This is a genomic window from Mediterraneibacter flintii (genome assembly GCF_055387595.1).
Genome location: NZ_AP031405.1, coordinates 1,125,025 through 1,148,792, shown reverse-complemented (window position 1 = coordinate 1,148,792; position 23,768 = coordinate 1,125,025). Strand labels below are relative to the sequence as shown.

Here is a 23,768-nt window from a genome sequence, read left to right as displayed (position 1 = left end):
AAACGATTATACTTTTTATTAATTATGAAGTCTCTTTGTCCGGCACTTTCTGTCTCTCTTTAAGCTTCAGATGCAGAGGACAGCAGAGACAAACTGGAGGAATACTATGAAAAAACGAGTTGTAGTTGCCTTAGGGCACCGAGCGTTGGGAACCACCCTGCCGGAACAAAAAATCGCTGTAAAAAATACCGCAAAATCTATCGCAGATCTGATAGAGGAAGGATACCAGGTTGCCATTACACACAGCAATGCTCCCCAGGTCGGTATGATTCATGCCGCTATGAATGAGTTTGGAAAGGCACATCCTGATTATACTGCTGCTCCAATGTCTGTCTGCTCTGCCATGAGCCAGGGTTATATTGGATATGATTTACAAAACGGAATTCGGGAGGAGCTTTTAAACCGTGGTATCTACCGCACCGTCAGCACTGTACTTACACAGGTGATCGTCGATCCATATGACGAGGCCTTTTATACTCCGACCAAGGTACTCGGTCGTTATATGAATGTACAGGAAGCAAATGAAGAGCGCAAAAAGGGAAACTATGTCATTGAAGAGTCCGGTAAAGGATTCCGTCGTGTCGTATCAGCGCCGAATCCAGTCAAAATTGTAGAGCTTGATGCTGTCAACGCCCTTCTTGATGCAGATCAGATTGTTATTGCTGCCGGAGGAGGCGGAATTCCTGTTATGGAACAGGACAACCATTTAAAAGGTGCCAGCGCTGTAATTGAGAAGGATCTTGCAGCCGGAAAGTTAGCAGAAGGAGTAAATGCAGATAAACTGATCATTCTTACGAGTGTAGAGCAGGTATGTATCAACCTCGGACAAGAAAATGAAGAAAAATTAGGAAAAATCACTGTAGAACAGGCAAAAAAATATATGGCTGAAGGACATTTCGGTATTTATAATATGCTCCCGAAATTTCAGGCTGCCATTGAATTTATCGAAGACGGCGAGAATCGCAGCGCCTTGATTACTTCCTTCGACAAAGTCAAAGAAGGCCTGAAGGAAAAAACAGGAACCATTATTGCATAATAAAAATTACGTTCCTGGAGCTTTATTTTGCCTTTTTTTAACTGTAAGAGACAGATAAAAATCCTGTGATGAAAACAAGCGTTTAACGCAGTAACGTTTTCATCACAGGATTTTTTATTTTTTTCATCACTTTACTTGATTTTTTCGAATACTTGTCATAATATATACATATACTTAATGTAGTATTTAAAACTACTTATAAACATTTCAAAACCGCAGGAGGTGTAATCTATGAAAAAGAAACAACACATCAAGGAACCTGGCAGTGCAATTACACATTTTATAGGAATGTTAATGGCTATCTTTGCAGCAGTTCCCCTTCTGATTAAAGCAGCTAATGAACCAGGCAAAATATATATAGTCTCACTTGCCATCTATGCGGCAAGCCTGATTTTATTATATGCCGCAAGCACTACTTACCATACATTTGATATTTCCAAAAAGGCAAATACAATTTTAAAAAAAATAGACCATATGATGATTTCTGTTTTAATAGCAGGTAGTTACACTCCCATCTGTCTGATTGTTCTAAAGGGAAAAACCGGTATCATTCTTTTAAGTATTGTATGGGGAATCGCTCTCATCGGCATTTTAATTAAAGCCTTTTGGGTATACTGCCCAAAATGGGTGTCTTCTGTACTCTATATCGGAATGGGCTGGACCTGTGTTCTTGCGTTTACACAAATCCTCAACAATATGTCTCCCGCAGCTTTTGGCTGGCTGTTGGCAGGAGGAATTATCTATACTGTAGGAGGTGTAATATACGCGCTTAAGGTTCCAATTTTCAACAGCAGACACAAAAATTTTGGAAGCCATGAAATCTTTCACCTCTTTGTGATGGGCGGAAGTGCCTGCCACTTTATCGTAATGTATGCATTTGTACTTCCATAAGCTTTATCTGATATACTCCTCTGCTTTCCATACAAAAGCCAGGCCTTTTACGGACCTGGCTCTTATTTTTTCCATTTTTTATTTCCCAACCTACTCACTGCTTTTGGCCGGCCTTTCCTGTTCCCTGTCAGCCATTATTCCAAGGACGGCGTATATATATACTGCAATTGCTGAATTCTCTTCTCAATCCCATGCGTAAGAATATATGCATATACTGTTTTGGGGACATACATCTCCCAAGCCTCTTCATCCGCAATCATTTCACGAATCCTGGAGGAAGTAATTCCTTTTTCCTCTTCACTCTTTTGAAAAAGAACCTCAACCTTCGCTCCAAGCTCTGACAATATCCTTCTTCTCTCTTCATCCCATGCCCCACATAGATTCATATAGTGAACTGCATCTGAAGGAATATACTCCATCAGAATCTCCGGATGGCTTATCGGAAACGGAATAATTTCAAATTCTTCCCTTTTCACTCCAAAATCAAGCAGAGCATCTAAAAGCATCTCGTATCTCTCAATATAAGTCAACGGATTATCCCTCTTTGTCGTGCCATGTATATCTAAAGAAGAGTTTGCAGGATATACAGAAATATCCGGATGTGTGATCCCGATGTATAGTTTTTGGCAACGCATCTTCGCCGCCAACAAATACTCCATATGTTTTAAATGCAGTACTTGAAATCTTCCATGTGTTATGCCTTTGTCAGTCATCTGACCGAACTCCTCTCCTGCGTTTTCTACTAACCAAGTATAATACAGTTCTTTTAGTAAATCAAATCCTATCTATATCCGTTCTATTTTTTTTCTGATATGCAGCATTTTTGTATCCAGTTTCTGAATCATCTGGGCACATTCTTTTAATTCCTCATCTATGGACTGCAGCTCTTCACCTTCCTTCTTATAACGCAGCTGATGATCCAAATTTGCCCAGAAATCCATCGCTGCTGTCCGAAGCTGCAATTCTGCGTCCATCCACTGTATCTCTTTTTGAAATACAATCGGAACCTTTAAAATTACGTGGAGACTCTGATACCCTGATATTTTAGGATTCTGTATATAATCCTTTACTTTTACAATACGAAAATCTGACTGTTCCTTTAACTTTTTTTCTATCCTATATATATCATCCACATAATAACAAATCGCACGCACTCCAATCAAATCGTGTATCTTCTTTAATACCGCCTGCACATTTCTTTTCAGTCCTTTTTTCTCTAGCTTTTTACATGTACTTTTGTATGATTTTAGCCTTCCGCTTTTTGTCTGGATAATGCTCCTCCCCATTTCCAATGACAGCTCCATATTCATAATCTCAAGCCTTGTCAACAAAAGGTTGATGACACACTGTCCCTTCACTGGGAAAGCTCCTTCGGTGAGAAATCCTCTCAGCCCTTCTCTGTCCTGCTTCAAACTTTCACTTCTTTCTCTGCTTTCACATTAATGCTTACTAATATATGCTAACAGAGTTATTTTTATGCAGCCACCAAACTGAGGTTATCCTTTTGTAAATATTCCGTAAAAGATTGTTGCAACGGCCTTTTTCTAAATTTAAAGACAGGTTTTTATATCTTTCCAATATTCCAGCAGCCTCTCAAGAGAATATGCCGCATTTGCCGGACTGGTAGACGGCAGTCCTGTAATCTCTTTTCCTGTCCTCTCCAGACTATATCTGTCATATAATTTTTTTGCAGTGCTGCCGTTTGCATAAATCTTCTGAATCGGCGCACGATCTAAGATCATGCGTAAGTCCGCAGGCCGTACATTCTTAATACTGCTGTCGCTTGAGCCGGTAATTTCACAGCTTTCAATCACATCCCATACAGCAATTTTGTTGTCTAAAAGCAACATTTTCTTCTCCGCGATTGTCAGAGGTACTTCTGCATTTACAAGCCGTGCAATCACTTTCCAGAACCGATTCTGCGGATGTCCATAATAAAATTTTTGTTCCCTTGACTTTACGGACGGAAAAGTCCCCAGAATCAAAATTCTGGACTGCTCGTTAAATACAGGGGCAAATTCATGGCTTATTCGGTCAGACATATCTTTTTCAACGCCTCCCCTACCATATCAAATTCCTCTGGATAAATGCAGTTTGGAAGGGTATGCTCTTTCATTCTTTCCCTGCACTCCTCATAGTCCATCCATATGACCGTTTCTACTTCTGCCTTCTGAAGTTTTAGCCTGGAAATCTCTACTGGTTTCCGGTAGAGATAAACCATACTCAACTCATTATCTTTAAAAGGGCGTCCATGGAACACATCTGAAAACCCTCCCCTATGAATTCCAATCTCCTGCAATTCTTCTGGCAGCGCCTCTATCCCCAGTTCTTCCTTCATCTCACGCAAAGCGCTTTCCAAATAATCTGCCCCCGCTTCGATATGTCCTGCAGAGGAAATATCATAGCAGCCTGGATTTGAATCTTTCTGTGCGCTTCTTTTCTGTAAAAGTACATCATATCCGCTTTTATTATTCTCACGCACGATCCACACGTGCGACGTACTGTGAAGCAGTCCTTCCCTGTGAACCACACCTCTTTCCTGTACAATTCCGCTTTTCGTGCCATCCTCCCTTCTCACATCGAATAATTCCATCGGCGTTCCGTTAAGGGCGGCATACTTTAACACATCCTGCGTATCATACACAAGTTTCAGGGAGAAGAAACTTTCCGTCTCCTCCAGAAGCCGGAAAAAGATTTTATCTCCTGCCCAAAGCTCCAGGCTGGAAATTTTCTCCTTTTCAATCCATTCCAGTTCTCCTTCATCACAGGCAATTAACTCCCCTGTAAACCCATCCGCAGTATATAAAGACATATATTCTACCACATCTTCTCCATATACAAATGTCACAATCCCCCGGTATTGCCATGAAGTCAGTGTATATCCCGTCTCTTCTTTTACCTCTCTTAGCAGACATTCCTCCGGACTTTCTCCATACTCGAAATGTCCGCCTACTCCAATCCATTTATCTTTATTGACATCATTTTCTTTTACCGTCCTGTGCAGCATCAAGTATTTGCCGTCCTTTTCTATATAACATAGTGTACTCAATCTCTCCATTTTCTTTTGTCCCCTGTCATTTTCATTTTTCACCTATAAATATATTAGTGTACTTTTCTTATTTTTTCAATGTTTTACTGTCTCGGAATACTTTCTTCTAAACACAGTGTCCCGTATCCAAGCTGTGGATTCGGCCACCTGTCATATCCGGGAAGCTTGCGTGCTCCTCTGCGCAGATATGCCTTTACTTTTTCGCCATACAGATACGGATCGTTTTTCTTAACAATTCCCCATTCCATCATCAATGCCGCACTTCCGGACGCGAAGGGCACCGCAAAGGAAGTACCGCTGAATTTTCCATATCCTGTTCCCGACGGTGCTGTTACATTCACACCTGGCGCCGCCAGATCCGGTTTTTGCATCTCTCCTGTATTGTACGCGGTCAACCCTCGCCCTGAGAAATCTGCATAGGAAAAGGTCAATGCGTCATATGCAGCCACTGTAACCACCCTAGAAGCCGTAGAAGGAATTGTCAGTGTCATCTCCGCAGAGGGTTTTAAAAAAGCGGTTCCTCTGTTTAAAACATTTTCACTGGGCAGCCACATCTGATATATCCCTTCTGTAATTTTTTGCGGTTCCAACAGGATTTTCCAGACGCCAGATTCTATATAGGTTTCTCTGGGCAAAAAATCTATAAATATCTCCTGCCGGACACTAAATGGCTTTGGTTCCCCATAGTACACCAGCAGCTCTGTTCCCCCAATCACAAAACGCTGTGCCCCCAGTATTTCCTTAAAGGGTCCCGCATGAACACCTGATGGGCTGACAACAGATATCTCTATCTCATCGACATAAGATTTCCATATTTGCAGATTGAGAGCCGGCTCATTCATCTGTACACCCAGCTGTACCTCCGCTTCTTCCTCTTCATTCATTCTTCCCCATGTGTGTCCCGCGCTGTTTCCTTCATTGCCACTCCCCACACAGATTACATTTTTCCATACATCTGATGCAGCGTCTATAAATCGTTCCAGCAGGGTGGTTCCATCATGTGAACCGTATGTATTTCCAAAACTGATATTAACCGCGACCGGCATCCGATATTCTAATGCTTTTCGTATCACATAGTCTACTGCCTGCATCAGCTCCGTTGTCCGCGGAAATCCGTCCGTTCTGGCATTTCCTAATTTTACAACAATCAATTCACTCTCATAAGCAACCCCTCTGTACCGCATCCCCTCACTTCCACGTCCATTTCCGGCCGCCACCCCTGCTACAGCCGTTCCATGTCCTGATGTATCGCTGCTCGGCACGATCTCTTTTTTACTTTCAATACTTCCTTCCTGTGCCAGAGCCATATTAATCTGTTCTTGTGTATACTCTGTCCCCAATGCATACCCTGCAGGTGGTTTTCCCTGAATACTCTGGTCCCACAGTGCGCGAATCCTGGTAGTTCCGTCTGCATTACAAAAGTTCGGGTTTGTATAGTCAATTCCACTGTCTATAATTCCTACCAGCACGCCTCTCCCTGACAGAGAAAGAGGAGGACGCTGCACAGAATCTATGCAGGAAACCCTCCTTCCATTCTCTGCCTCAAAGAATAGTCTTTTCGGTTTCTCTATAAATTCAATTTCAGGAAAACGTGCCAGATTTTCTATCTGTTTCTCCTCTATCGTAAGTACCGCATATCCGTTCATCAATTCTGTAACGGATACCGCCGTCTTACGTATCTCAGACAGAGACCCTGAATACTTTACAATCAAATCCCATTCTTTTTCGATCGGATGATATCCGACTTCCAATTCCAGAGATTTCATTCGTTCTTCCTCTGTCGCCTCTAGTGCAAGATTCAATAGATTTTCTGATTTCTGGCTCATTATATAACTCCTTAATTCCTATCAGCCTTTATAAGGAATAAATTCGTCCGGCAGAAAATATCCCTGCTCGTGTCTGCAAACCGGACATACCTTCGGCGCTTGCTTCCCTTCATGGATATAACCACAGTTTGTGCACATCCAAGTGCTTACTTCTTCACTGGCATAATACGTATTATTTTCCAACATCTCTGCCAGTCTGGCGAAGCGTATCTCATGGATATGCTCAATCTGCGCGATCTGATAAAACGCAGAAGCCACTTCTAAAAACCCTTCTTCTTTCGCTGTGTCCCCAAAATTTTTATATACATCCTCATATTCTTCCTTCTCATTGTGTTCCGCTGCCCTTAAAAGCTCTGCCAGAGTCTCCTGCTGATCCACAGGGTATGTCCCGTCAATCTGAATCGTCTGTCCTGACATCTCCTTTAGAAGCTCATAAAACCTTTCTGCATGGGCGCGTTCCTGATCTGCTGTATACAAAAATATGTCCGCCACTGTATACATTCCTGACTTCTCGGCCTTCTCGGCAGCGATTGTATAACGATTCCGCGCCTGGCTTTCCCCTGCAAATGCCCGCATCAAATTTTCTTTTGTCTTGCTCTGTGAAAAATTACAAGCCATGATACATACTCCTTTTCTTTTTATTACTAGTATGTGCCATGGCTTCAATTTTATTCTTATTCTGGAATAATTTTACTATCCCTCCGACTCTTTTGCGGTCTCTTTTTTCTGTCCGGTCAATTAAATCCAATCAGACGCCGCGCTACTGTGTAGGCAAGAGACGACACTTTACGTCCTGATTTCCCTGGAAGATTCATTGTCTGTCCCAGAATGCCGTATCGAATTTTAAAGTATGTCCCGTAATCCTTTTTCTTTAGATAATCCCACAATTCTTTCTTTTTGTCCAAATTTTCCTGCTTTTTGGATCGGATACACAGAATGGAGGAAACTGTCATCATAATAGCAAGATAATTGATCATGTATTTTCTAAGCTTTCCACTTGGAATCATTTTCAACTCATACATTGCAATCATTGTTTTTGTGACAAAAATCTGCTGATCTATCCTACTTATCATAACTTTTTCATTGACCGACTGATCTTCTCTTCCAATAAAATACCGGTAAAAGTCCACATCCATATAGTAAAGCGTTCTGACATGCGGAAGTGGATAATAGACATAAATATTGTCTACATAAAATGTATGCTTTGGAAGCTTTAACTGGCAAAGCTTGAGCATCTCTGTCCGGTAAATAACAGAATGCATCAAAATATACTGATCCAGCCGAAACCGTCCTATATCATCCCATTTAAATATCTGGTTCTCGGGCAGTACATTACTATACCGAATTACCTTCTTGTTCTCCATCCCGACCTTTTCATATACATAATTTGCAATCACCATGTCCACTTCTGTACCGGCATCTACAAATTTCTTTATCGTCTCCAAAATTTTCAAAAGTGCATCCTTATTTACCCAATCATCACTGTCTACCACTTTAAAATACTTTCCTGTCGCCGCCTGAAGCCCGCAATTAACCGCATCTCCGTGTCCGCCGTTTTCCTTTGTAACCGCCTTGACAATCGCAGGGTATTCTTTTTCGTATTTCTTCGCAATTTCCAAAGTTCCATCCTTTGAGCCGTCATCGACAATGATGATTTCTACATCCTCACCGCCTGCAAGAATCGAACAAATTGCTTTTTCCATATAACTTTCCGAATTATAACAGGGAATTGCAAATGATATATACTTCATGCTCCTTCTCATCCTTTCTATGCTAAATACAGACTCATTATAGCATTGTTTTTCCCCGATTAAAAGGAAAATACTCCTCGTACAGCACAATCTTTTCATTTGTTTTATTGTAAATTCTGTCTCTTTCCTTTATAGTAATTATAGAGGCCGGTATACCCACACCGGTGATTTCAGATGATTTTAATCCAGGAGGAAACAAGATGAAAAAAAATGTAATTGTAGGACAGTCTGGAGGCCCCACTGCCGTCATCAACGCCAGTCTTTACGGGGTTGTCTATGAAGCACTTAACCGCGAGGACTCTTTTGGCACTGTCTATGGCATGATAAATGGGATTGAAGGATTTTTAAATGGAAAGCTTATGGATATGGAACCACTTGACAAATCCGGAGAACTAGAACTTATAAAAACCACTCCAGGCTCTTATCTTGGTTCCTGTCGTTACAAGCTCCCAGAGAATCTAGAGGATGCGGTCTATCCTCTTCTATTTCAGAAATTCTCTGATTATAAAATCGGATATTTCTTTTATATCGGCGGTAACGATTCTATGGATACGGTCAGCAAGCTCTCCCGCTACGCGCAAAAGACGGGCAGTGACATTCGTTTTATCGGGATTCCCAAAACGATCGATAACGACCTGATTCTAACGGATCATACCCCGGGATTTCCAAGTGCCGCAAAATATGTGGCATCTACTGTCCGCGAAATCGTAACTGACGCTTCTGTCTATGACAACAAAAAGTCTGTTACCATTGTGGAGATTATGGGCAGACATGCAGGATGGCTTACGGCGGCAAGCGCCCTTGCACGTAAATACAAAGGAGATAATCCACTTTTTATTTACCTGCCGGAAACGAACTTCTCCCAGGAAGCCTTTTTAAAACAGATTGAAAAAGCCCTTCAGACAACCTCTAATCTTGTTGTCTGCATATCCGAAGGTATCCATGATGAACATGGCAAGTTTGTCTGTGAATTTGCAAACGACGTCGGCGTAGATAATTTCGGCCATAAAATGCTGACAGGGTCTGGCAAATATCTGGAAAACCTTGTAAAAGAAAGGCTCGGCGTCAAAGTGCGTTCCATTGAACTCAACGTATGCCAGAGATGTTCCTCCTCTATGCTTTCCGGCACAGATCTAAAAGAGGCAGTTGCTTCCGGCGCCTACGGTGTCAAATGTGCATTGGAAGGAGAAAGCGGAAAAATGATCGCGTTGAAACGTGCAGCAGAAGATCCTTATACAGTAGATTACACAACAGAGGATGTCACGCTTATCTGTAATCAGGAAAAAACGGTTCCTACGGACTGGATTACCAAAGACGGTTGTGATGTGACAGAGGCGTTTATCCGTTATGCTCAGCCATTGATTCAGGGAGAAGTATCTGTCCCAAAAGAAAATGGACTTCCCCGATTTGCATACCGCAGATAAAAGTCCAGAATACATAAAGCTATAGTTAAAAAGGAGTGGTTCCAGGCAGAGAACTGCTCCTTTTTCCATTCTTTTTTATTTTTTTCAACAAATACTTCTTGCTTCTTTATAATTCTCGCTCTTTTTCAAACTCTTCCCTAAGCTCTCCAATATCACCGGCTACTTCAGTAAAAGTAGCCGGCGGCAAAATAAAGATTTAGAATAGCTGGAATCTGTCGAATGCTATTCCGAACACGCCAGCATATCCATCCTGCTGCTCATCTTTCTCATTGTCAAACTGCCATGCATAATAAGCGCCGCCCACTGGGGCAACCCTGTATTGTGCTTTCTGGTAGCCATAGTTTTCTACAATATCTGCCGGTGTCTCATAATAGACCTCCACAGCGTCAATAGTAGCTCCATTATCCCCCGCCCAGCCATTTATAATATCATTCCAGTCACATCCCGTTACATACGGATACCATCCACTTTCCTTACTGTGTGCCCTGTATTTTACGGTTCCTTTATTTACTCTTACTGCAATCCCTGCCACTGTTTTTCCCGGAAGCCCTGCATAGTCGGACAGATTTTCTACAAACGGAAGGATCGTTCCGTCTGTCAGCTTCACAGCATAGGTAAATACAACCCCTGCATCTCCTTCCGATACTGAAGAAGTAGAAGGCGGTACGGACACTGTTACACCACCGGATACAGTCTGTCCTGCAATTCCCTTTGCAATCAATTCAGCAACGCCGGATGCCCCCAAACTGTTATATAAATCGACATCATGGCTGTTATCGCAAAATAACGTTTCCACAATCATTGCTGGCATAGCGGAAGCATTTAAGTCATGGTAACCTGTATTATATTTTCTCCCTCGGTTTTGAAATCCTTTTTTTGCAAAATTATTGCAGATATTATCTGCGATGCTATTCATTGTCCCATTGCTTCCGTCATACAGCCACACTTCTGTCCCGTTTCCCGCACCTCCGGAAGCATTCATATGAATAGTAATATATACATCACAACCATTTGAATTCGCTTTATTTGTACCTTCTGAAAGCTCACCGCTTACGCTGTACGCATCAGAATTGCAGTTGACAACTGTATGTCCTGCCGCCTGTAGTATAGGAGCAAGAGCATTATAAATCTTCCTTACCTCTGTCTGTTCATCAAGGATTCCAACAGCCCCTTTACAGTTCGGGCTATGTCCGCCTCTCAAACCTATTTTCATATTTAAGATCTCCTTTCTTTCCTGCCACAGCAGGCAGAGGGGTATTGCACCAAGGTCCCTCTTCTTTCTCTGAACTATATGTTTCGTATTATTTTATGCAGCATATCTAAAGATTCGTTCCTGTCTTTTATAAAAAAATAGAAAAACCCTTTGAAAACACTATATCTAAGTATTCTCAAAGGGTTTATTCAATGCGGATAACAGGACTTGAACCTGCACGTCGTAGACACCAGATCCTAAATCTGGCGCGTCTGCCAATTCCGCCATATCCGCATAACAATATAAGCTTTCTAAAAACAGCATATTAATTTTATACAATATCTATCCAAATGTCAAGACCTATTAAAAATCAGCGTCTACAGTATTTGTAGAATTAGAATACATGTGTTTGTATAATAGGAAATTTATCGAAATTTTCTATTATGATTAGGGTGTCAAAAGGTAACCTATTTAAATTCTCTTGTCAATTTTCACAAAAAGTAACTTTTCAGACTCCGGTGCGCGGAACATTCCGATGAACCTCTTAATACGAAAATCACGTCAGCAAAGGCTTCCGAGATTTTTGAGTTTCATCTCCATCGCGCATAAAGTCGTCTGGCAAGTTATCTTTTTGTGAAAAGTGCCGGAAGCATTTGCAAAAGTTACCTTTTGACACCCGAATCCTATTATATAAAAAAACAGCCAAAACTCTCCACGAGGAGTTCCGCTGTCTTTGTCTAATGAGCGTGCGGGGATTCGAACCCCGGACAACTTGATTAAAAGTCAAGTGCTCTACCACCTGAGCTACACGCCCTTATGTCCATATACTATTTTCAGTAAACTGGGCTAGCTGGATTCGAACCAGCGAATGCAGGAGTCAAAGTCCTGTGCCTTACCGCTTGGCGATAGCCCATTAAAGACTTGTGTCTGACACTGCATGCCAGCTTTTCTTATGCAAGAAAAAGGGTGGGTAGTGGGACTCGAACCCACGACATCCAGAACCACAATCTGGCGCGCTAACCAACTGCACCATACCCACCATAACGAGCCTGGGGGGATTCGAACCCTCGACCTACGGCTTAGAAGGCCGTTGCTCTATCCAGCTGAGCTACAGACTCTTATGAAATATCCCCTGTCTATCAGACCCCTCACATTCTACTGTGAGAAAGCGGGTGATGGGAATCGAACCCACGTATCCAGCTTGGAAGGCTGGTGTTCTACCATTGAACTACACCCGCAAAACCATCGGGGTGACAGGATTCGAACCTGCGACCTCCTGGTCCCAAACCAGGCGCTCTAGCCAAGCTGAGCCACACCCCGATATTGCTCGTCAACTCTGTCTTCCCGTGACGCAATAGTTATTATATTATAGACAAGGGCACATGTCAACAAAATTTTTCATTTTTTTAACACAATTTTGCATTTGTGCTTCTCATCCTCATTTATATCACTATTCCAGATAGCATTCCCTATATTTAATTCTCCCCTTCTCATCTATTTCCATAATCATATAACTTCCTTTTCTCCCTTCCTGGCGCGGATAAGAAAGACTTCCTGGATTCAATAGTGTAACTCCATCACTTTGTTCCAGAAAAGGACGATGTGTATGTCCAAACATCACAATATCCACATTCCGCGATCTTCCTTCCTCTCTCAAACACTCTGTATCCAATGATACATAATAATTATGTCCATGTGTAATAAATACTCTATATTTTCCAATATAGAACTCTTCTTCCTGCGGAAGCTCTGAAAAAAAATCATTGTTTCCTCTCACCATATGTTTCTCACAGTCGATAACAGCATTGATATATTCCTCACCGCCTTCCACATCGCCCAGATGAATAAACATATCAAATTCTCCTGCCTCTTCCAGCGCACGATCCAGACTCCTGTGTTTTCCATGCGTATCGCTGACAATTAATACTTTCATAATGCTTCCTTCCCATATTTTTCTTCCAGAATTTTTCTCATAGCACGAAGTGCTATTCCCCTGTGACTGAGCTTATTTTTCAGTTCTGGGGACATTTCACCTGTTGTACACCCATATTCCGGCACGTAAAATATAGGATCATATCCAAATCCATTTTCTCCTAATATTTCGTGGGCGATTCTCCCTTCAATCGTTCCACGCACTGTCTTTGAAGTGCCATCTGGGAATACAGCCGCTACAGCACAGACAAAACGTGCCGTACGTTCCTCTTCTGGAACACCTTCCAAACGATCCAGAAAAATTCTGTTCTTTACATCATAAGAAGTATCTTCTCCGGCGAACCGCGCAGAATAAATGCCTGGCGCCTTGTCCAGATAGTCAATTTCAAGTCCTGAATCATCTGCAAGAACAATATCATTCTTTAAAACTCTGGATACAGCCCTCGCCTTAATCTCCGCATTTTCTTCAAAGGACGTTCCATCCTCCACAATCTCAATATTTACCCCTACTTCTTTCATCGAATAAACTGGAATTCCCAAATCTTCCAGTATCATTCGTATTTCTTTCATCTTGTCTTGGTTTCCGGTTGCAAAAACAATTCTCTTTTCCATTTTTCTTACCTTCTATCTCTTTTGTCTGGGTGGTCTCGGACCTAAAAACTGATAATAGTATGTCTTTATCATGCCATTATAGATTTTGCGGTTTTTATCGGCTTTTCTTCCAAAATACCTCTCTGCATCTTCGTAACTCGTAATCATATATGCCGACCAACTGTCAAGTCTCGCAAATCCTTCTCCGAACTCTCTGTAGATCCCTGGGAGTGACTCTCTGTCCTCAATCCGTTCTCCATACGGAGGATTGGTAACAATAAACCCATATTTTTTCGGGTGGCTTAAATTCTTTACAGCTCTCTGCTGCAAATGAATCAGATGGGAAACCCCCGCCTCCTGCGCATTCTGCCTTGCAGCTCTAATTACTTCCTCATCAATGTCATACCCCTGAATATCTGTTTCAATATTTTCTTGTATCTGGTCGTTTGCCTCGTCCACTGCCTCATACCAGTCTTTCTTTGGTATCAGATTGTCCCACTGCTCTGCTGTAAAACTCCGATTCATACCAGGCGCTATATTTGCGGCAATCAACGCCGCTTCAATCGGAAAGGTACCGCTTCCGCAGAAAGGATCTACTAAAATTCTGTCTCTTTTCCATGGGGTTAAAAGAATCAGAGCTGCCGCCAGTGTCTCTGAAATCGGCGCTTTGGACTGTCTCTGACGATACCCTCTTTTATGCAGCGAGGTTCCGGAGGTATCTATCCCTACTGTCACTGCATCCTTCATCAAAAATACCCGAATCGGATAAGCAGAACCATTTTCTTCAAACCAATCCTTATGGTATTTTACCTTTAGCCGTTCTACTATCGCTTTCTTCATAATCGACTGTATATCGGAAGGACTGAATAGTTTGCTTTTTACAGATGCCGCTTTTGTAATCCAAAATTTCCCATCTCTCGGTATGTATTCTTCCCATGCCAATTTTTTTGTTCCTTCAAACAGTTCCTCAAACGTCTTAGCCGGAAAGCTTCCTACTTTCAGCAAAATTCGTTCTGCTGTCCGAAGAAATATATTCGCCCTGCATATAGCGCTTCTATCCCCATAAAATGTAATCCTGCCATCCTCTACCTGCGCTATCTCATAGCCAAGCTCTAGAATCTCTTTTTTCAGTACAGATTCCAGGCCAAAATGACAGGGGGCAATCAATTCCAATTTCTCCATGAACTCCTCCGTTCTAAAATTCGTCTGTATCCATATTACTATAAATCAGGGGCGTAGTAAAGTTGAACTTTCCTACGCCCCTGACAGTCTGTTTATACACCCTTGTTTAGGACAGACATATACACTGTTTAGTAGTTGTCCTGTTCATCATATGCGTTCATACTCTTGCTATTCTTGTTTTTGGAAGAGTTGCTGTTAGAGTTTTTGCCGCAGTTAGATGTCTTGTTCTTGTTCTGTTCATTTGCATAAGATGAATAAGAGCTGTTGCTTGCATTTTTGTTTGAATTGTTTGTATTGCTGTAATTCTTTGCCATTGTGTATCCCTCCTGTTTATTTGGTACATAGATATTGTTTGAAGATGATACACTTTTTATTCAGAAAATCTACAAATAAGTTACAGAATTTTTCTTTTTTTGCTTGCTTTTTCCAATTTCATATATTATACTATCTTTTGTAGGAAGGTTACTTTCTACAACCCCTTATTAATTATTTATACTCCCCTCAAAAGACCGATGGCTCCCCCATCGGTCTTTTACTTTTTCTTCTTTTCTCTAATTTATATTTCTGCAAAACAATACACTATTATTCATGTCTGTTTTTTACCATCCGTACCAGCAGCAAAACCACAATAATCGGTATCAATACCGGTGCTAAAAGGCGGATAATCCCCGTAACAAATGACACAATTACAGCGATCACCAAGACAACGCAAAGTAATAGAAGCAGTTTTTTCCACCAAGTATTCAGCCCTAGTATATGAACTCTCCTCTTTTCTTCTTCATATCTTCCATTCTTCTGCTGGTCATATCTCCTATCTGTCCTGTATTGTGTATATGCTGTATCTTGTCCGCTTCCATAAACCGTCTCTCTGTCAGTTCCATCACTCGCATCTATGATTGTACGCGCCAAAATCCACGGATCGCCGAGCATGGAAAGTATTTCCTCCTCACTTTTTTCTTTCCTTGTCTCTTCTGCTATATACTGTGCGTAATATTCCACATTTTCCTGTACTTCTCTATCACTTAAGCTTCCTTTTAATGCTTCTTTTAATTTGTCCAGAAATTCGGTTCGTGTCATCTGTACCTCCTACATACTGTTATGTCCTGCTTCCAGTGTGGATTTTCTTGTATAGAGAACGAAGTTCCTATACAAAAAACCTTGCACTTAGAATAGCATACCTTATCTGCTATTTAAAGTACAAGGTTCTTAAATTTTCTTAAAATTAGTAACAGTTCGGCCATACAGATGTACGCTCGCAAAAACATGCAAGCATGTTTTATGCTTCCCGCACACTGTATGGCCGAACTGTTACTAAAATTATACCTCTGACAGTTCTTTCAAAAGTTCTGTTAGCCAGTTCCACATATTTGATATAGAAGTTTTGGAAACTTTTTCTTTTGTAGAATGTACATCATACAAATTCGGTCCTACAGAGATAATATCCATTCCAGGCTTCTTTCCATCCCAGTATCCGCACTCCAGACCTGCATGAATTGCCGACAATTCCGCTTTCCTTCCCGATAATCTTTCATATATCTCAATCGCTTTTTCACGCAAAGGCGATTCTGCCCTGTATTGCCATCCTGGATAGTCACTCTCAAAAATACATTCGTCACAAAACGCTTCTGCAATGATCTGAATTTTATCTCTCAAAAAGTATTTCTGCGATTCAACGGAGCTTCTCATTGACATAAGCAATGTCATCTTCCCATTTTCTGTTGTCAGCGCTCCCATGCTCATAGATGTCTCAATTAATCCCTCTATTGCAAAGGAATACCCTGCTACACCGTATGGAAGCAGCATAAGGCTTTTTGTAATGCCTGTCTGATACTTTTCTGTATACACCATTGCATCTTTTACAGGCAGCCCTTCCGTTATTTCCAGCGAAATATGATCTGTATATTGCAGCTCCTTACGGAAAATTTCTTCTGTATCGCGGATGATGTTCACCACTTTCTCTTTTTCTTCCGGCTTTACACAAAAACAAGCCTTTCCCGTATTTGCGATCGCATTCGCTTTGCCCTCTACTTCCATGTCGCAGATTCTTGCCTTGGTATCCTTCAAAGCGTAACATAGCCTGCCTAAAAGCACAATCGAATTTCCCAATCCTTTTCCGATATTGATGCCGGAGTGACCGCCCGCAAGCTCTCTTACATTTACAGTTACAGGGACGCTCTCCTCCTCCCATACCTCCTTTTCCAGATTCCAGATCATGCGGCAACGCAGCCCGCCTGCACAGCTTGTATAGAAAACCCCTTCCTCCTCCGAATCCAAATTAATAAAACGTGTTCCCTTCAAGGAAGAAATATCCAGCTTATCTGCCCCGATCAGTCCCGTCTCCTCCTGTACAGTAAAGATGACTTCCAAATCCGGATGCTTTAAGTCTTTACTGTCTAAAATTGCTAAACAGTATGCCACAGCAATTCCATTATCTGCCCCCAGAGACGTTCCATCTGCAAAATAATATTCCTCATCTTCTTTTACTTCGATTCCATCCTCATAACGGTGGCTGCTCCCTTCTTCCTTTACATACACCATATCAAGATGTCCCTGCAGTATCACTGGTTTAGCCCCTTTTACGGTGCCTGGTTTCCGGATAATGATATTGTTTATCTCATCTCTGTGCACCTCCAAACCGCGTTCCTTGGCAAACCCGACTATGTAGTCTGCAATTGCCCCTTCATCCGCCGACGCCCTTGGTATAGAACATACCTTTTTAAAATATGAAATTACATTCTCTACATTCATGTCTTTTCCCTTCCTGTATTCTTAATTTATTCCAATTTAAGCTTTCTCCAATCGGCCAACTAATAAAACAGATCATATGAACATTTTTATTAGGCTGGAGAAGAAGCTGTATAGCCCGTCTCCTGCAATCAATCCTGCATCGCGGCAGTTCATAAATTCGTCCCCGATAATCTTACGGATAATCACTGCAATCACAACGCCGATTCCATAAATCGGATTGTTAATCAAAAGCCCTGTTGCCAGCAATACACCAAACATGTATTTACTTCCAATAAACTGGATAATCGCTCCCGGGATTGCCCAGATCAGCAGTTCCTTCACCAGCGCCATGTTTGTTCCGGCTTCTGCCGCAGTTGCAAATACATAACTTGTTGCCGGAATTAATCCGTCCTTCATCGTCATATCTGCAAAGAAAATAACAACTACAATCCCGATGACTGCTCCCAGCATCTCAATATATACCTGCTGTTTTCTCCCGTACACCTCATGTTCTTTATTTTTACTTCTCCCGCGGAGTATCCATCCTGTTTTTAAGTCATATCCCATATCAGCAAAGCATGGACCTACAGCGCTGATATATCCTGTCATAACCGCTACCGCGATTGGATTGAATCCCATCAGGACGCCGATTGTCATAAAAATCGTCGTAACAGCAAAGCCTGGGAACCAGCCGGAGTACATCGCCGCTTTTCCAATAATAATCATAGAAGCGATGGAAGAAAATGCTGTCCATACAATCCAAAGAATCAAAGTAGCCGGAGACATTCCTGTAAAAATGCCGCAGATAATTCCAGTAAGCACTCCGCCTCCCACATGCGTAAGCAGTGCGACAATCAAAGTCTTTTTCGTCCTTGATGCCGATACGGTAAGCCCTTCTTCCATTTCCATGCGTTCTGCCTGTGCACGTTTTTTCTTGGAGGAGCTTTGATAGATGGAATATACAGACTGAATCAGTGCTACGAGTCCTGCACCAACCATAACTCCCTGTGGAATATTTGTCGCTCCAATATCAAAACCGGTTATAGGCAATGCATATCCACGTATCAGAAGTCCTATCCCCAGGGCTAACATAGAGACAATATTTGCGATAAATACAATTCCAACTGCTCCTACAGGAAGCTTAAAGATACTTCCTACGATACCGACAACAATTCCCTGTATAACTCTTTTTGCCTTATCACCGCCCTCGTCACCGGCTTCAATGACTTCTGCTGTAGCAACGCCCGGCGCCCATGCCTCCTTTGCCGGAAATAGTGGAGATTCGAAAAGTGCCCCTACCGTATATACAGAAACAACGGTTCCAAAAATCGTTCCAATTGCCATCGGAAGAATCGCCTTTGTCTCTCCCATGACAAAGAGGATCGCCACCGCCACAAACGCACAGTTTGCCGCTGAAAATCCTGCGCCGGATACAATTGTCTGGATATAATTTTGCCGTTCTTTACTCTTGAAATTGCTAAACAGCGTCATCGGTATTCTCGCAATCAGCATCGCGAATACTGCACCCAGAATCGAAGTATTCGCGGATACACCTACTTTTCCCATGATCTGCATACAGATAATTCCTGACAGAATCGCCAGAATAGAGCCAAAAATAATTGTTACCGGCTCTGAAAATTTTATTTTCTCAAATGTTGTCTTTTCTGTATTTGTATTTTTATCCTTCATACGCTCTCCTTTTTACTCATTCCGTAAAAAAGGAGAGTACACGCAAAATTCACGAGTACCCTCCTTCCTTCTTCCCTCTCTACCGGAACCTTAATATCCTGCTACACCCATCTTCTTGCAAATTGCTGCAAGCTCAGGATCTACGTATTTTCCCTTTTCTTCTATTGTCTTTCCATCCAGTATAATAGAAGGCTTCGATACTACGCCATCTGTGTGGGATGCCGCTGTCCAGTAGCTTCCCCGTATCATCTTGCCTTGGCTTCCAATTCCAAATTCCATGCATCCGAAGATTCTCTCATCCTCTACAATTCTTCCCGTAGCCTTCGATACACCCGGGTTAAATCCTAGTGAATAATGCGCCAGACGGAACATGTTCGGGTCATTGAAGGAATGCAGCCATGCATCAAAACGTTCTGCCTCTTTTCCGCCTTCTACTTTTGTCACACGTCCATTTTCCAGTGTAAGTTTTACTGGTTCAGATAAAATTCCCATATCTGTCGGCGGGAAGATTGCCGCGTCAAATACCAGTGTTCCATTGATCGTCTCCTCAATCGGGCACCAACTTATCTGTCCGCACATCATAAACGGGTATCCCTTAAATGTCGCAAGCTGTCCGGAATGACGCACTTTTCTGCCTTCATTTCGCGCAGTCAGGTATGTGCCGTTATCGTCCTTTATAATAATTTCATTTCCAGCCTCCATTTTCGCCTTCAATGCTTCGCCTAACTCTACTACTCCTGCTACATCTACTTTTCCGATGCAGTTTACAATCATGGTCACATCCATTCCCGTCAGGTTGATGTAACGGCAGCCAAAATCAATTGCTTTTCTCCAGGATTCACACAGCATAATGGATGCATAGGAAAGCTCAATCCATACATCTGCTACTGCCACTGCATTTCCAAGCGGTGCAACCGGCTCTGCATACGCAGCGTCTGTGGTCGGGCAGTAAACTAGAACCGGATTCGCTCCCACAATATAAGCAGCATTCATAATCGCATCCAGAACTCTCTTGTCTGTAGAAGTATCTCCGGTCACTACTACGTTTTCTCCGGGTTCTACAAGCATAACTTCTTTTACAAGCTTGTAAGCTGCCTTGCTCACTTCATAAGATAAATAATCTGGCGTCATTTCGATTCCAATTGGATACTCCATAATGAAATCCTCCCTTTCTTTATATAAATTTATTTTTCACTAAACTTACGGTGGGATTATTCGTACTCTGCAATCCCCAGTTTTTTACAATATTCGATACATACCGGATCTTTGTAGACTCCGTTTTCTTCAATCACTTCTCCGTCCAGGATAATGGTCGGCTTTGAGACTACCCCATCTGTATGTGCAGCGGCATCCCAAAACGCGCCGTTTAAGCTTGCGCCCTGGCTTCCGATACCGAATTCAATACATCCAAAGATTCGTTCGTCCTCTACAATTCTTCCTGTTGCTTTGCGCACGCCTGGATTAAATCCTATCGAATAATGCGCCAGACGGTACATATTCGGATCCTGGAAAGAATCTATCCACTTCTTAAAAATTTCTGCCTGCGCTCCGCCGCTTATGTCTGTCACTCTTCCTTCATGGAATGTTACCCTCACCGGATCTCTCAAAATGCCGATCTCTGCCGGAGGGAACAGCGCTGCGTCAAACACAATCGTACCTTCAATCGTCTCTTCCACAGGGCACCAGCTTACCTGGCCGCCCAACATAATCGGATACCCTTTCTTTGTGGCAAGCTGGCCGGAATGTTTCACCTTTCTTCCGCGGTTGTAAGCTTTCAGATCGGTTCCGTTTGCGTCCCGTACAATAACTTCATCTGCCTTCTGCACTCTCTGTGTCAGATATTCTCCGAACTCGACTACCATTCCATAGTTGATCTTCCCAACTGTATTCACCAGCATAATCGTATCCATTCCGCAAAGGCATGTATATCTTGCTCCATTCGCGATCGCTTTCTGGAAACAAGGAGAGTGCATCACACAGTAATATGCAAACTCAATCCATACATCCGCTGCTGCCACGGCGTTTGCCACCGGCAATGCCGGCTCTTCAAATGCTTTTCCTGTCGTTGGATACTTAATTAATACAGGGACTGCTCCAATTGTGTACGCCGCTTTCATCACAGCCTCCACCACACGCATATCCGTCGATGTATCCGCTGTTACTACAACACTTTCTCCCTGCTTTACCAGCATCACATCACGCACCAGCTTCATTGCCGCACCTTGCACCTCGTATGACAGATACCCTTCTGTCATCTCAATCCCTATTGGATATTCCATACTCGTCCTTCCTTTCTATCTTTCATTTTTATAGTATCTAAAACATACCTTCCGTAAATTTATCCGGCGCCGCCTTCGCTTTGAGCTTCATTGCAAAGTAATATACAAGCCCCGTAATAATAAGAGACTGCAGTGGTGGAATTCCGATACTTACTACGTAAGTAGTCACATACCCGACAACCGCGCCGATAACCATTGCCAGCGTAGCGATAAAGTTCCAACCTGTCTTGTCCTCCCATTTTTGTTTTCTTGCAAAGAAATCCACAAACATGACCCCAGCGATTGCCGGATAAAGCAACGCTGCCAGGTTCAACAGATCTGTAAAGTGATCCAGGATTCCCCATAGAGAAAGAATAATCGAAATAACGGTAGCTCCTAATGTTACCATCGCTCTTCCTTTTCCTGTTTTTACATTCAGAATATTAGAAAAGGAAAGCCCCATTGTATAGTTGTTTACCAACTGGCTTGTCCAGGAAGCAAGCCACAGTACAAGGAATCCCCAGATTGGGAATCCAAGTCCCTGCATAACTGCCACAATGTCTGCCGTACCGTTACCCGCCGCCATAATTCCTCCGATAAATACGAGTGGAATTCCGATTGCGATAATTCCAAGCGGAATCAGGATATTATCTTTCCATCTTGGTTTTGCATATCTGGTATAGTCTGCCGATATAACAAACTGTGATACATTCATTCCCAAAAGTGTAGTAACACCTGCCGCAAATGTCAGTTCTCCACTTCCCTGATAGCTCATAATATGAGACCATCCCACATTTTTCAAAGCCAGGTAAATTCCTACCACACATAGAAGAAGCCCACAGGGCACTGCGAGATAATCTGTCCATTTCATCGAAGAATATCCGATAATAGCCGGAACCGCAAACAGAGCACCTACAATGATTGTCACGATTGCCCACGGTACTTTCTCTACCGTATAATCAATGCCTAAAATCACACACAATGCATTTCCGGTTACGGAGGTCTGAATCGCCCACCAGCCCATACTGATCACGCCAATTACAAGTGCAATGATGAATTTTGCCTGTTTGTCACCAAACCCTTGCCTTGCGATAACAGAGGAGGAAAGCCCTGTTTTAGCTCCCATATATCCACTGATTGTATTTCCGCCCCATGTAAGGATCAAAAACGTAAACAAGACGACTGGTATCATTCCCTTTAGTCCAAATGAGCCAATCAAAGTAGCACCAATCATTAAAACAGATACACTAAACTCTAATCCTCCGAATACAACTGCCGGAGTCACCCATTTTTCACGTTGCTCCAACGGTATCGGCGTCATAGGCTCGTCTGCTGCAACTGCCCCTTCACTTTTCATCGGTTTTTCATCAAACATATATCATATCCTCCTCATCTTTTTCTACGACTTTCCTTTATCCGCTATCTCCTTATATATTGCCGGCTGCTTCATCTGTCGCCATGGAATTCCAATTCTTGCTTCTTTAAGCTTTTCTTTCTCAAGCGTAATTTCTCCATACGCCTCTCCCGTAGTCTGCAACCTTAAAAGTACAGTCCCATCTGGGCTGTTTACCGTCGAATTCCCACAGTACTTTTCATCTCCACAAGCACGGTTGAGCGCAATCGTATATATCTGGTTTTCTGCCGCCCTTGTCTTAGCGCACCCGCAGAATAGCTCCTCCCAGCCATATCCCCATGCACTCGGGTATATGATAAGATCTGCTTCCTTTTCAAGCGCGAGTGGTGTAGAGATCTCCGCAAATCCTAAGTCTGCGCAGATCAACATGCCGATTTTCCAGCCTCGAAACGAAACTGCCACCAATTCATTTCCTCTTGCAAAGTAGTCATTCTCGGAAGCCCACAGATGAATCTTTTTATATTCACCTACTATATCGCCTGCTTCATCCCAAAGACAGACTGCATCATAATACTTTCCCTGACAGACAGACTGTACTCCGGCGAGAATCGGCTGCTTATACCGCTGTGCCAGCTCGGATACAAATGCTTTCTCATCCATCTGTTTTCCGCTTTCAAATTTATACCCACTGATACATAATTCAGGAAAACAGAGTAAATCAAGACCATTCTTTGAATACTTTTTTACCTCATGTTCAAAATGTTCACAATTTCTTTTCACTTCCCCCTCTATAGAGGCAAACTGCACAATCCCTATTTTCATTCTTTCCCTCCTTTCCGCAATTTTCACAAATAAACCGCTGTAAA

At 42.4% G+C, this 23,768-nt stretch carries 22 protein-coding genes and 7 tRNA genes; 3 read left to right on the top strand and 26 right to left on the bottom strand.

All coding sequences use genetic code 11. The annotated features are described in order from the left end of the window. The first annotated feature begins 106 nt into the window (after positions 1-106). Entirely contained in the window at positions 107-1,036 is a 930-nt protein-coding gene (arcC, locus tag ACZ5C4_RS05485; protein ID WP_464520104.1) for a carbamate kinase, read from the top strand. A gap of 231 nt (positions 1,037-1,267) precedes the next feature. Then, complete coding sequence (gene trhA / locus ACZ5C4_RS05480; protein WP_186875338.1) at positions 1,268-1,927, top strand: PAQR family membrane homeostasis protein TrhA; 660 nt, start codon at positions 1,268-1,270, stop codon at positions 1,925-1,927. A gap of 134 nt (positions 1,928-2,061) precedes the next feature. On the opposite strand, the gene ACZ5C4_RS05475 is transcribed toward trhA, so the two are convergent. From ACZ5C4_RS05475 to ACZ5C4_RS05445, 7 genes are all read right to left on the bottom strand, one after another. Continuing rightward, positions 2,062-2,640, bottom strand: a complete 579-nt coding sequence (locus tag ACZ5C4_RS05475; protein WP_464520103.1) for a nicotinate-nucleotide adenylyltransferase — start codon at positions 2,638-2,640, stop codon at positions 2,062-2,064. A gap of 72 nt (positions 2,641-2,712) precedes the next feature. After that, positions 2,713-3,339 carry a GTP pyrophosphokinase gene (locus ACZ5C4_RS05470; protein ID WP_464520102.1) on the bottom strand — a complete coding sequence of 209 codons (627 nt, stop codon included), beginning with the start codon at positions 3,337-3,339 and terminating at the stop codon, positions 2,713-2,715. 138 nt (positions 3,340-3,477) lie between these two features. After that, positions 3,478-3,969 (bottom strand): DNA-deoxyinosine glycosylase, encoded by a 492-nt coding sequence (locus ACZ5C4_RS05465; protein WP_464520101.1) that lies wholly within the window; start codon positions 3,967-3,969, stop codon positions 3,478-3,480. Continuing rightward, a complete protein-coding gene (locus ACZ5C4_RS05460; RefSeq protein WP_464520100.1) occupies positions 3,954-4,985 on the bottom strand; it encodes an NUDIX domain-containing protein in 1,032 nt (343 codons plus the stop codon). Before ACZ5C4_RS05460 ends, ACZ5C4_RS05465 begins: the two co-directional genes overlap by 16 nt. Before the next feature lie 74 nt (positions 4,986-5,059). Then, positions 5,060-6,802: a S8 family peptidase gene (locus ACZ5C4_RS05455; protein WP_464520099.1), complete on the bottom strand. Its 1,743-nt coding sequence runs from the start codon at positions 6,800-6,802 to the stop codon at positions 5,060-5,062. A 21-nt stretch (positions 6,803-6,823) separates the two neighbouring features. Next, on the bottom strand, positions 6,824-7,420 hold the full coding sequence (gene rbr, locus ACZ5C4_RS05450) for a rubrerythrin (RefSeq protein ID WP_186875343.1): 597 nt from the start codon (positions 7,418-7,420) through the stop codon (positions 6,824-6,826). A 116-nt stretch (positions 7,421-7,536) separates the two neighbouring features. Further along, positions 7,537-8,553, bottom strand: a complete 1,017-nt coding sequence (locus ACZ5C4_RS05445) for a glycosyltransferase family 2 protein (protein ID WP_464520098.1) — start codon at positions 8,551-8,553, stop codon at positions 7,537-7,539. Positions 8,554-8,753: 200 nt separating this feature from the next. On the opposite strand from ACZ5C4_RS05445, the gene ACZ5C4_RS05440 reads away from it, so the two are divergent. Then, positions 8,754-9,977: a 6-phosphofructokinase gene (locus ACZ5C4_RS05440; protein WP_464520097.1), complete on the top strand. Its 1,224-nt coding sequence runs from the start codon at positions 8,754-8,756 to the stop codon at positions 9,975-9,977. Between the two features lie 196 nt (positions 9,978-10,173). Here the strand turns inward: ACZ5C4_RS05440 and ACZ5C4_RS05435 are convergent, their stop codons facing one another. From ACZ5C4_RS05435 to ACZ5C4_RS05345, 19 genes are all read right to left on the bottom strand, one after another. Next, complete coding sequence (locus tag ACZ5C4_RS05435) at positions 10,174-11,190, bottom strand: N-acetylmuramoyl-L-alanine amidase (protein WP_464520096.1); 1,017 nt, start codon at positions 11,188-11,190, stop codon at positions 10,174-10,176. Positions 11,191-11,382: 192 nt separating this feature from the next. Beyond that, positions 11,383-11,463 (bottom strand) — tRNA-Leu (locus ACZ5C4_RS05430). Between the two features lie 447 nt (positions 11,464-11,910). After that, a tRNA-Lys gene (locus tag ACZ5C4_RS05425) sits at positions 11,911-11,983 on the bottom strand. Between the two features lie 27 nt (positions 11,984-12,010). Then, positions 12,011-12,082, bottom strand: a tRNA-Gln gene (locus tag ACZ5C4_RS05420). 52 nt (positions 12,083-12,134) lie between these two features. Further along, positions 12,135-12,208: transfer RNA gene (locus tag ACZ5C4_RS05415), tRNA-His, on the bottom strand. 5 nt (positions 12,209-12,213) lie between these two features. Further along, positions 12,214-12,287 (bottom strand) — tRNA-Arg (locus ACZ5C4_RS05410). A gap of 49 nt (positions 12,288-12,336) precedes the next feature. Beyond that, positions 12,337-12,407: transfer RNA gene (locus ACZ5C4_RS05405), tRNA-Gly, on the bottom strand. A 7-nt stretch (positions 12,408-12,414) separates the two neighbouring features. Continuing rightward, positions 12,415-12,489, bottom strand: a tRNA-Pro gene (locus ACZ5C4_RS05400). Positions 12,490-12,619: 130 nt separating this feature from the next. Continuing rightward, positions 12,620-13,102 carry a metallophosphoesterase family protein gene (locus ACZ5C4_RS05395; protein ID WP_464520095.1) on the bottom strand — a complete coding sequence of 161 codons (483 nt, stop codon included), beginning with the start codon at positions 13,100-13,102 and terminating at the stop codon, positions 12,620-12,622. Beyond that, positions 13,099-13,713, bottom strand: coding sequence for an XTP/dITP diphosphatase (locus ACZ5C4_RS05390; RefSeq protein ID WP_464520094.1), 615 nt, complete (start codon positions 13,711-13,713; stop codon positions 13,099-13,101). The genes ACZ5C4_RS05395 and ACZ5C4_RS05390 overlap by 4 nt, the downstream gene beginning before the upstream one ends. 12 nt (positions 13,714-13,725) lie before the next feature. Then, positions 13,726-14,874 (bottom strand): THUMP domain-containing class I SAM-dependent RNA methyltransferase, encoded by a 1,149-nt coding sequence (locus ACZ5C4_RS05385; protein WP_464520093.1) that lies wholly within the window; start codon positions 14,872-14,874, stop codon positions 13,726-13,728. A 128-nt stretch (positions 14,875-15,002) separates the two neighbouring features. After that, positions 15,003-15,188, bottom strand: coding sequence for a hypothetical protein (locus tag ACZ5C4_RS05380; protein WP_186875349.1), 186 nt, complete (start codon positions 15,186-15,188; stop codon positions 15,003-15,005). Positions 15,189-15,456: 268 nt separating this feature from the next. Next, positions 15,457-15,951 (bottom strand): DUF1700 domain-containing protein, encoded by a 495-nt coding sequence (locus ACZ5C4_RS05375; protein WP_464520092.1) that lies wholly within the window; start codon positions 15,949-15,951, stop codon positions 15,457-15,459. Between the two features lie 240 nt (positions 15,952-16,191). Further along, positions 16,192-17,622 (bottom strand): beta-Ala-His dipeptidase, encoded by a 1,431-nt coding sequence (gene pepD, locus ACZ5C4_RS05370; protein WP_464520091.1) that lies wholly within the window; start codon positions 17,620-17,622, stop codon positions 16,192-16,194. Between the two features lie 72 nt (positions 17,623-17,694). After that, positions 17,695-19,290 carry an OPT/YSL family transporter gene (locus tag ACZ5C4_RS05365; RefSeq protein ID WP_464520090.1) on the bottom strand — a complete coding sequence of 532 codons (1,596 nt, stop codon included), beginning with the start codon at positions 19,288-19,290 and terminating at the stop codon, positions 17,695-17,697. 90 nt (positions 19,291-19,380) lie between these two features. Beyond that, complete coding sequence (locus tag ACZ5C4_RS05360) at positions 19,381-20,445, bottom strand: M29 family metallopeptidase (RefSeq protein WP_464520089.1); 1,065 nt, start codon at positions 20,443-20,445, stop codon at positions 19,381-19,383. 56 nt (positions 20,446-20,501) lie between these two features. Next, positions 20,502-21,569, bottom strand: coding sequence for an aminopeptidase (locus ACZ5C4_RS05355; protein ID WP_464520088.1), 1,068 nt, complete (start codon positions 21,567-21,569; stop codon positions 20,502-20,504). Positions 21,570-21,606: 37 nt separating this feature from the next. Beyond that, positions 21,607-22,923 (bottom strand): purine-cytosine permease family protein, encoded by a 1,317-nt coding sequence (locus ACZ5C4_RS05350; RefSeq protein WP_464520087.1) that lies wholly within the window; start codon positions 22,921-22,923, stop codon positions 21,607-21,609. Between the two features lie 24 nt (positions 22,924-22,947). Then, on the bottom strand, positions 22,948-23,724 hold the full coding sequence (locus ACZ5C4_RS05345; RefSeq protein WP_464520086.1) for a carbon-nitrogen hydrolase family protein: 777 nt from the start codon (positions 23,722-23,724) through the stop codon (positions 22,948-22,950). Between the last annotated feature and the right edge of the window lie 44 nt (positions 23,725-23,768).

Excerpts from the sequence above, each read along its gene's own strand:
- arcC (WP_464520104.1), top strand. The coding sequence starts at position 107 with ATGAAAAAACGAGTTGTAGTTGCCTTAGGGCACCGAGCGTTGGGAACC.
- trhA (WP_186875338.1), top strand. The coding sequence starts at position 1,268 with ATGAAAAAGAAACAACACATCAAGGAACCTGGCAGTGCAATTACACAT.
- ACZ5C4_RS05475 (WP_464520103.1), bottom strand. The coding sequence starts at position 2,640 with ATGACTGACAAAGGCATAACACATGGAAGATTTCAAGTACTGCATTTA.
- ACZ5C4_RS05465 (WP_464520101.1), bottom strand. The coding sequence starts at position 3,969 with ATGTCTGACCGAATAAGCCATGAATTTGCCCCTGTATTTAACGAGCAG.
- ACZ5C4_RS05460 (WP_464520100.1), bottom strand. The coding sequence starts at position 4,985 with ATGGAGAGATTGAGTACACTATGTTATATAGAAAAGGACGGCAAATAC.
- ACZ5C4_RS05455 (WP_464520099.1), bottom strand. The coding sequence starts at position 6,802 with ATGAGCCAGAAATCAGAAAATCTATTGAATCTTGCACTAGAGGCGACA.
- rbr (WP_186875343.1), bottom strand. The coding sequence starts at position 7,420 with ATGGCTTGTAATTTTTCACAGAGCAAGACAAAAGAAAATTTGATGCGG.
- ACZ5C4_RS05445 (WP_464520098.1), bottom strand. The coding sequence starts at position 8,553 with ATGAAGTATATATCATTTGCAATTCCCTGTTATAATTCGGAAAGTTAT.
- ACZ5C4_RS05440 (WP_464520097.1), top strand. The coding sequence starts at position 8,754 with ATGAAAAAAAATGTAATTGTAGGACAGTCTGGAGGCCCCACTGCCGTC.
- ACZ5C4_RS05435 (WP_464520096.1), bottom strand. The coding sequence starts at position 11,190 with ATGAAAATAGGTTTGAGAGGCGGACATAGCCCGAACTGTAAAGGGGCT.
- ACZ5C4_RS05395 (WP_464520095.1), bottom strand. The coding sequence starts at position 13,102 with ATGAAAGTATTAATTGTCAGCGATACGCATGGAAAACACAGGAGTCTG.
- ACZ5C4_RS05390 (WP_464520094.1), bottom strand. The coding sequence starts at position 13,713 with ATGGAAAAGAGAATTGTTTTTGCAACCGGAAACCAAGACAAGATGAAA.
- ACZ5C4_RS05385 (WP_464520093.1), bottom strand. The coding sequence starts at position 14,874 with ATGGAGAAATTGGAATTGATTGCCCCCTGTCATTTTGGCCTGGAATCT.
- ACZ5C4_RS05380 (WP_186875349.1), bottom strand. The coding sequence starts at position 15,188 with ATGGCAAAGAATTACAGCAATACAAACAATTCAAACAAAAATGCAAGC.
- ACZ5C4_RS05375 (WP_464520092.1), bottom strand. The coding sequence starts at position 15,951 with ATGACACGAACCGAATTTCTGGACAAATTAAAAGAAGCATTAAAAGGA.
- pepD (WP_464520091.1), bottom strand. The coding sequence starts at position 17,622 with ATGAATGTAGAGAATGTAATTTCATATTTTAAAAAGGTATGTTCTATA.
- ACZ5C4_RS05365 (WP_464520090.1), bottom strand. The coding sequence starts at position 19,290 with ATGAAGGATAAAAATACAAATACAGAAAAGACAACATTTGAGAAAATA.
- ACZ5C4_RS05360 (WP_464520089.1), bottom strand. The coding sequence starts at position 20,445 with ATGGAGTATCCAATTGGAATCGAAATGACGCCAGATTATTTATCTTAT.
- ACZ5C4_RS05355 (WP_464520088.1), bottom strand. The coding sequence starts at position 21,569 with ATGGAATATCCAATAGGGATTGAGATGACAGAAGGGTATCTGTCATAC.
- ACZ5C4_RS05350 (WP_464520087.1), bottom strand. The coding sequence starts at position 22,923 with ATGTTTGATGAAAAACCGATGAAAAGTGAAGGGGCAGTTGCAGCAGAC.
- ACZ5C4_RS05345 (WP_464520086.1), bottom strand. The coding sequence starts at position 23,724 with ATGAAAATAGGGATTGTGCAGTTTGCCTCTATAGAGGGGGAAGTGAAA.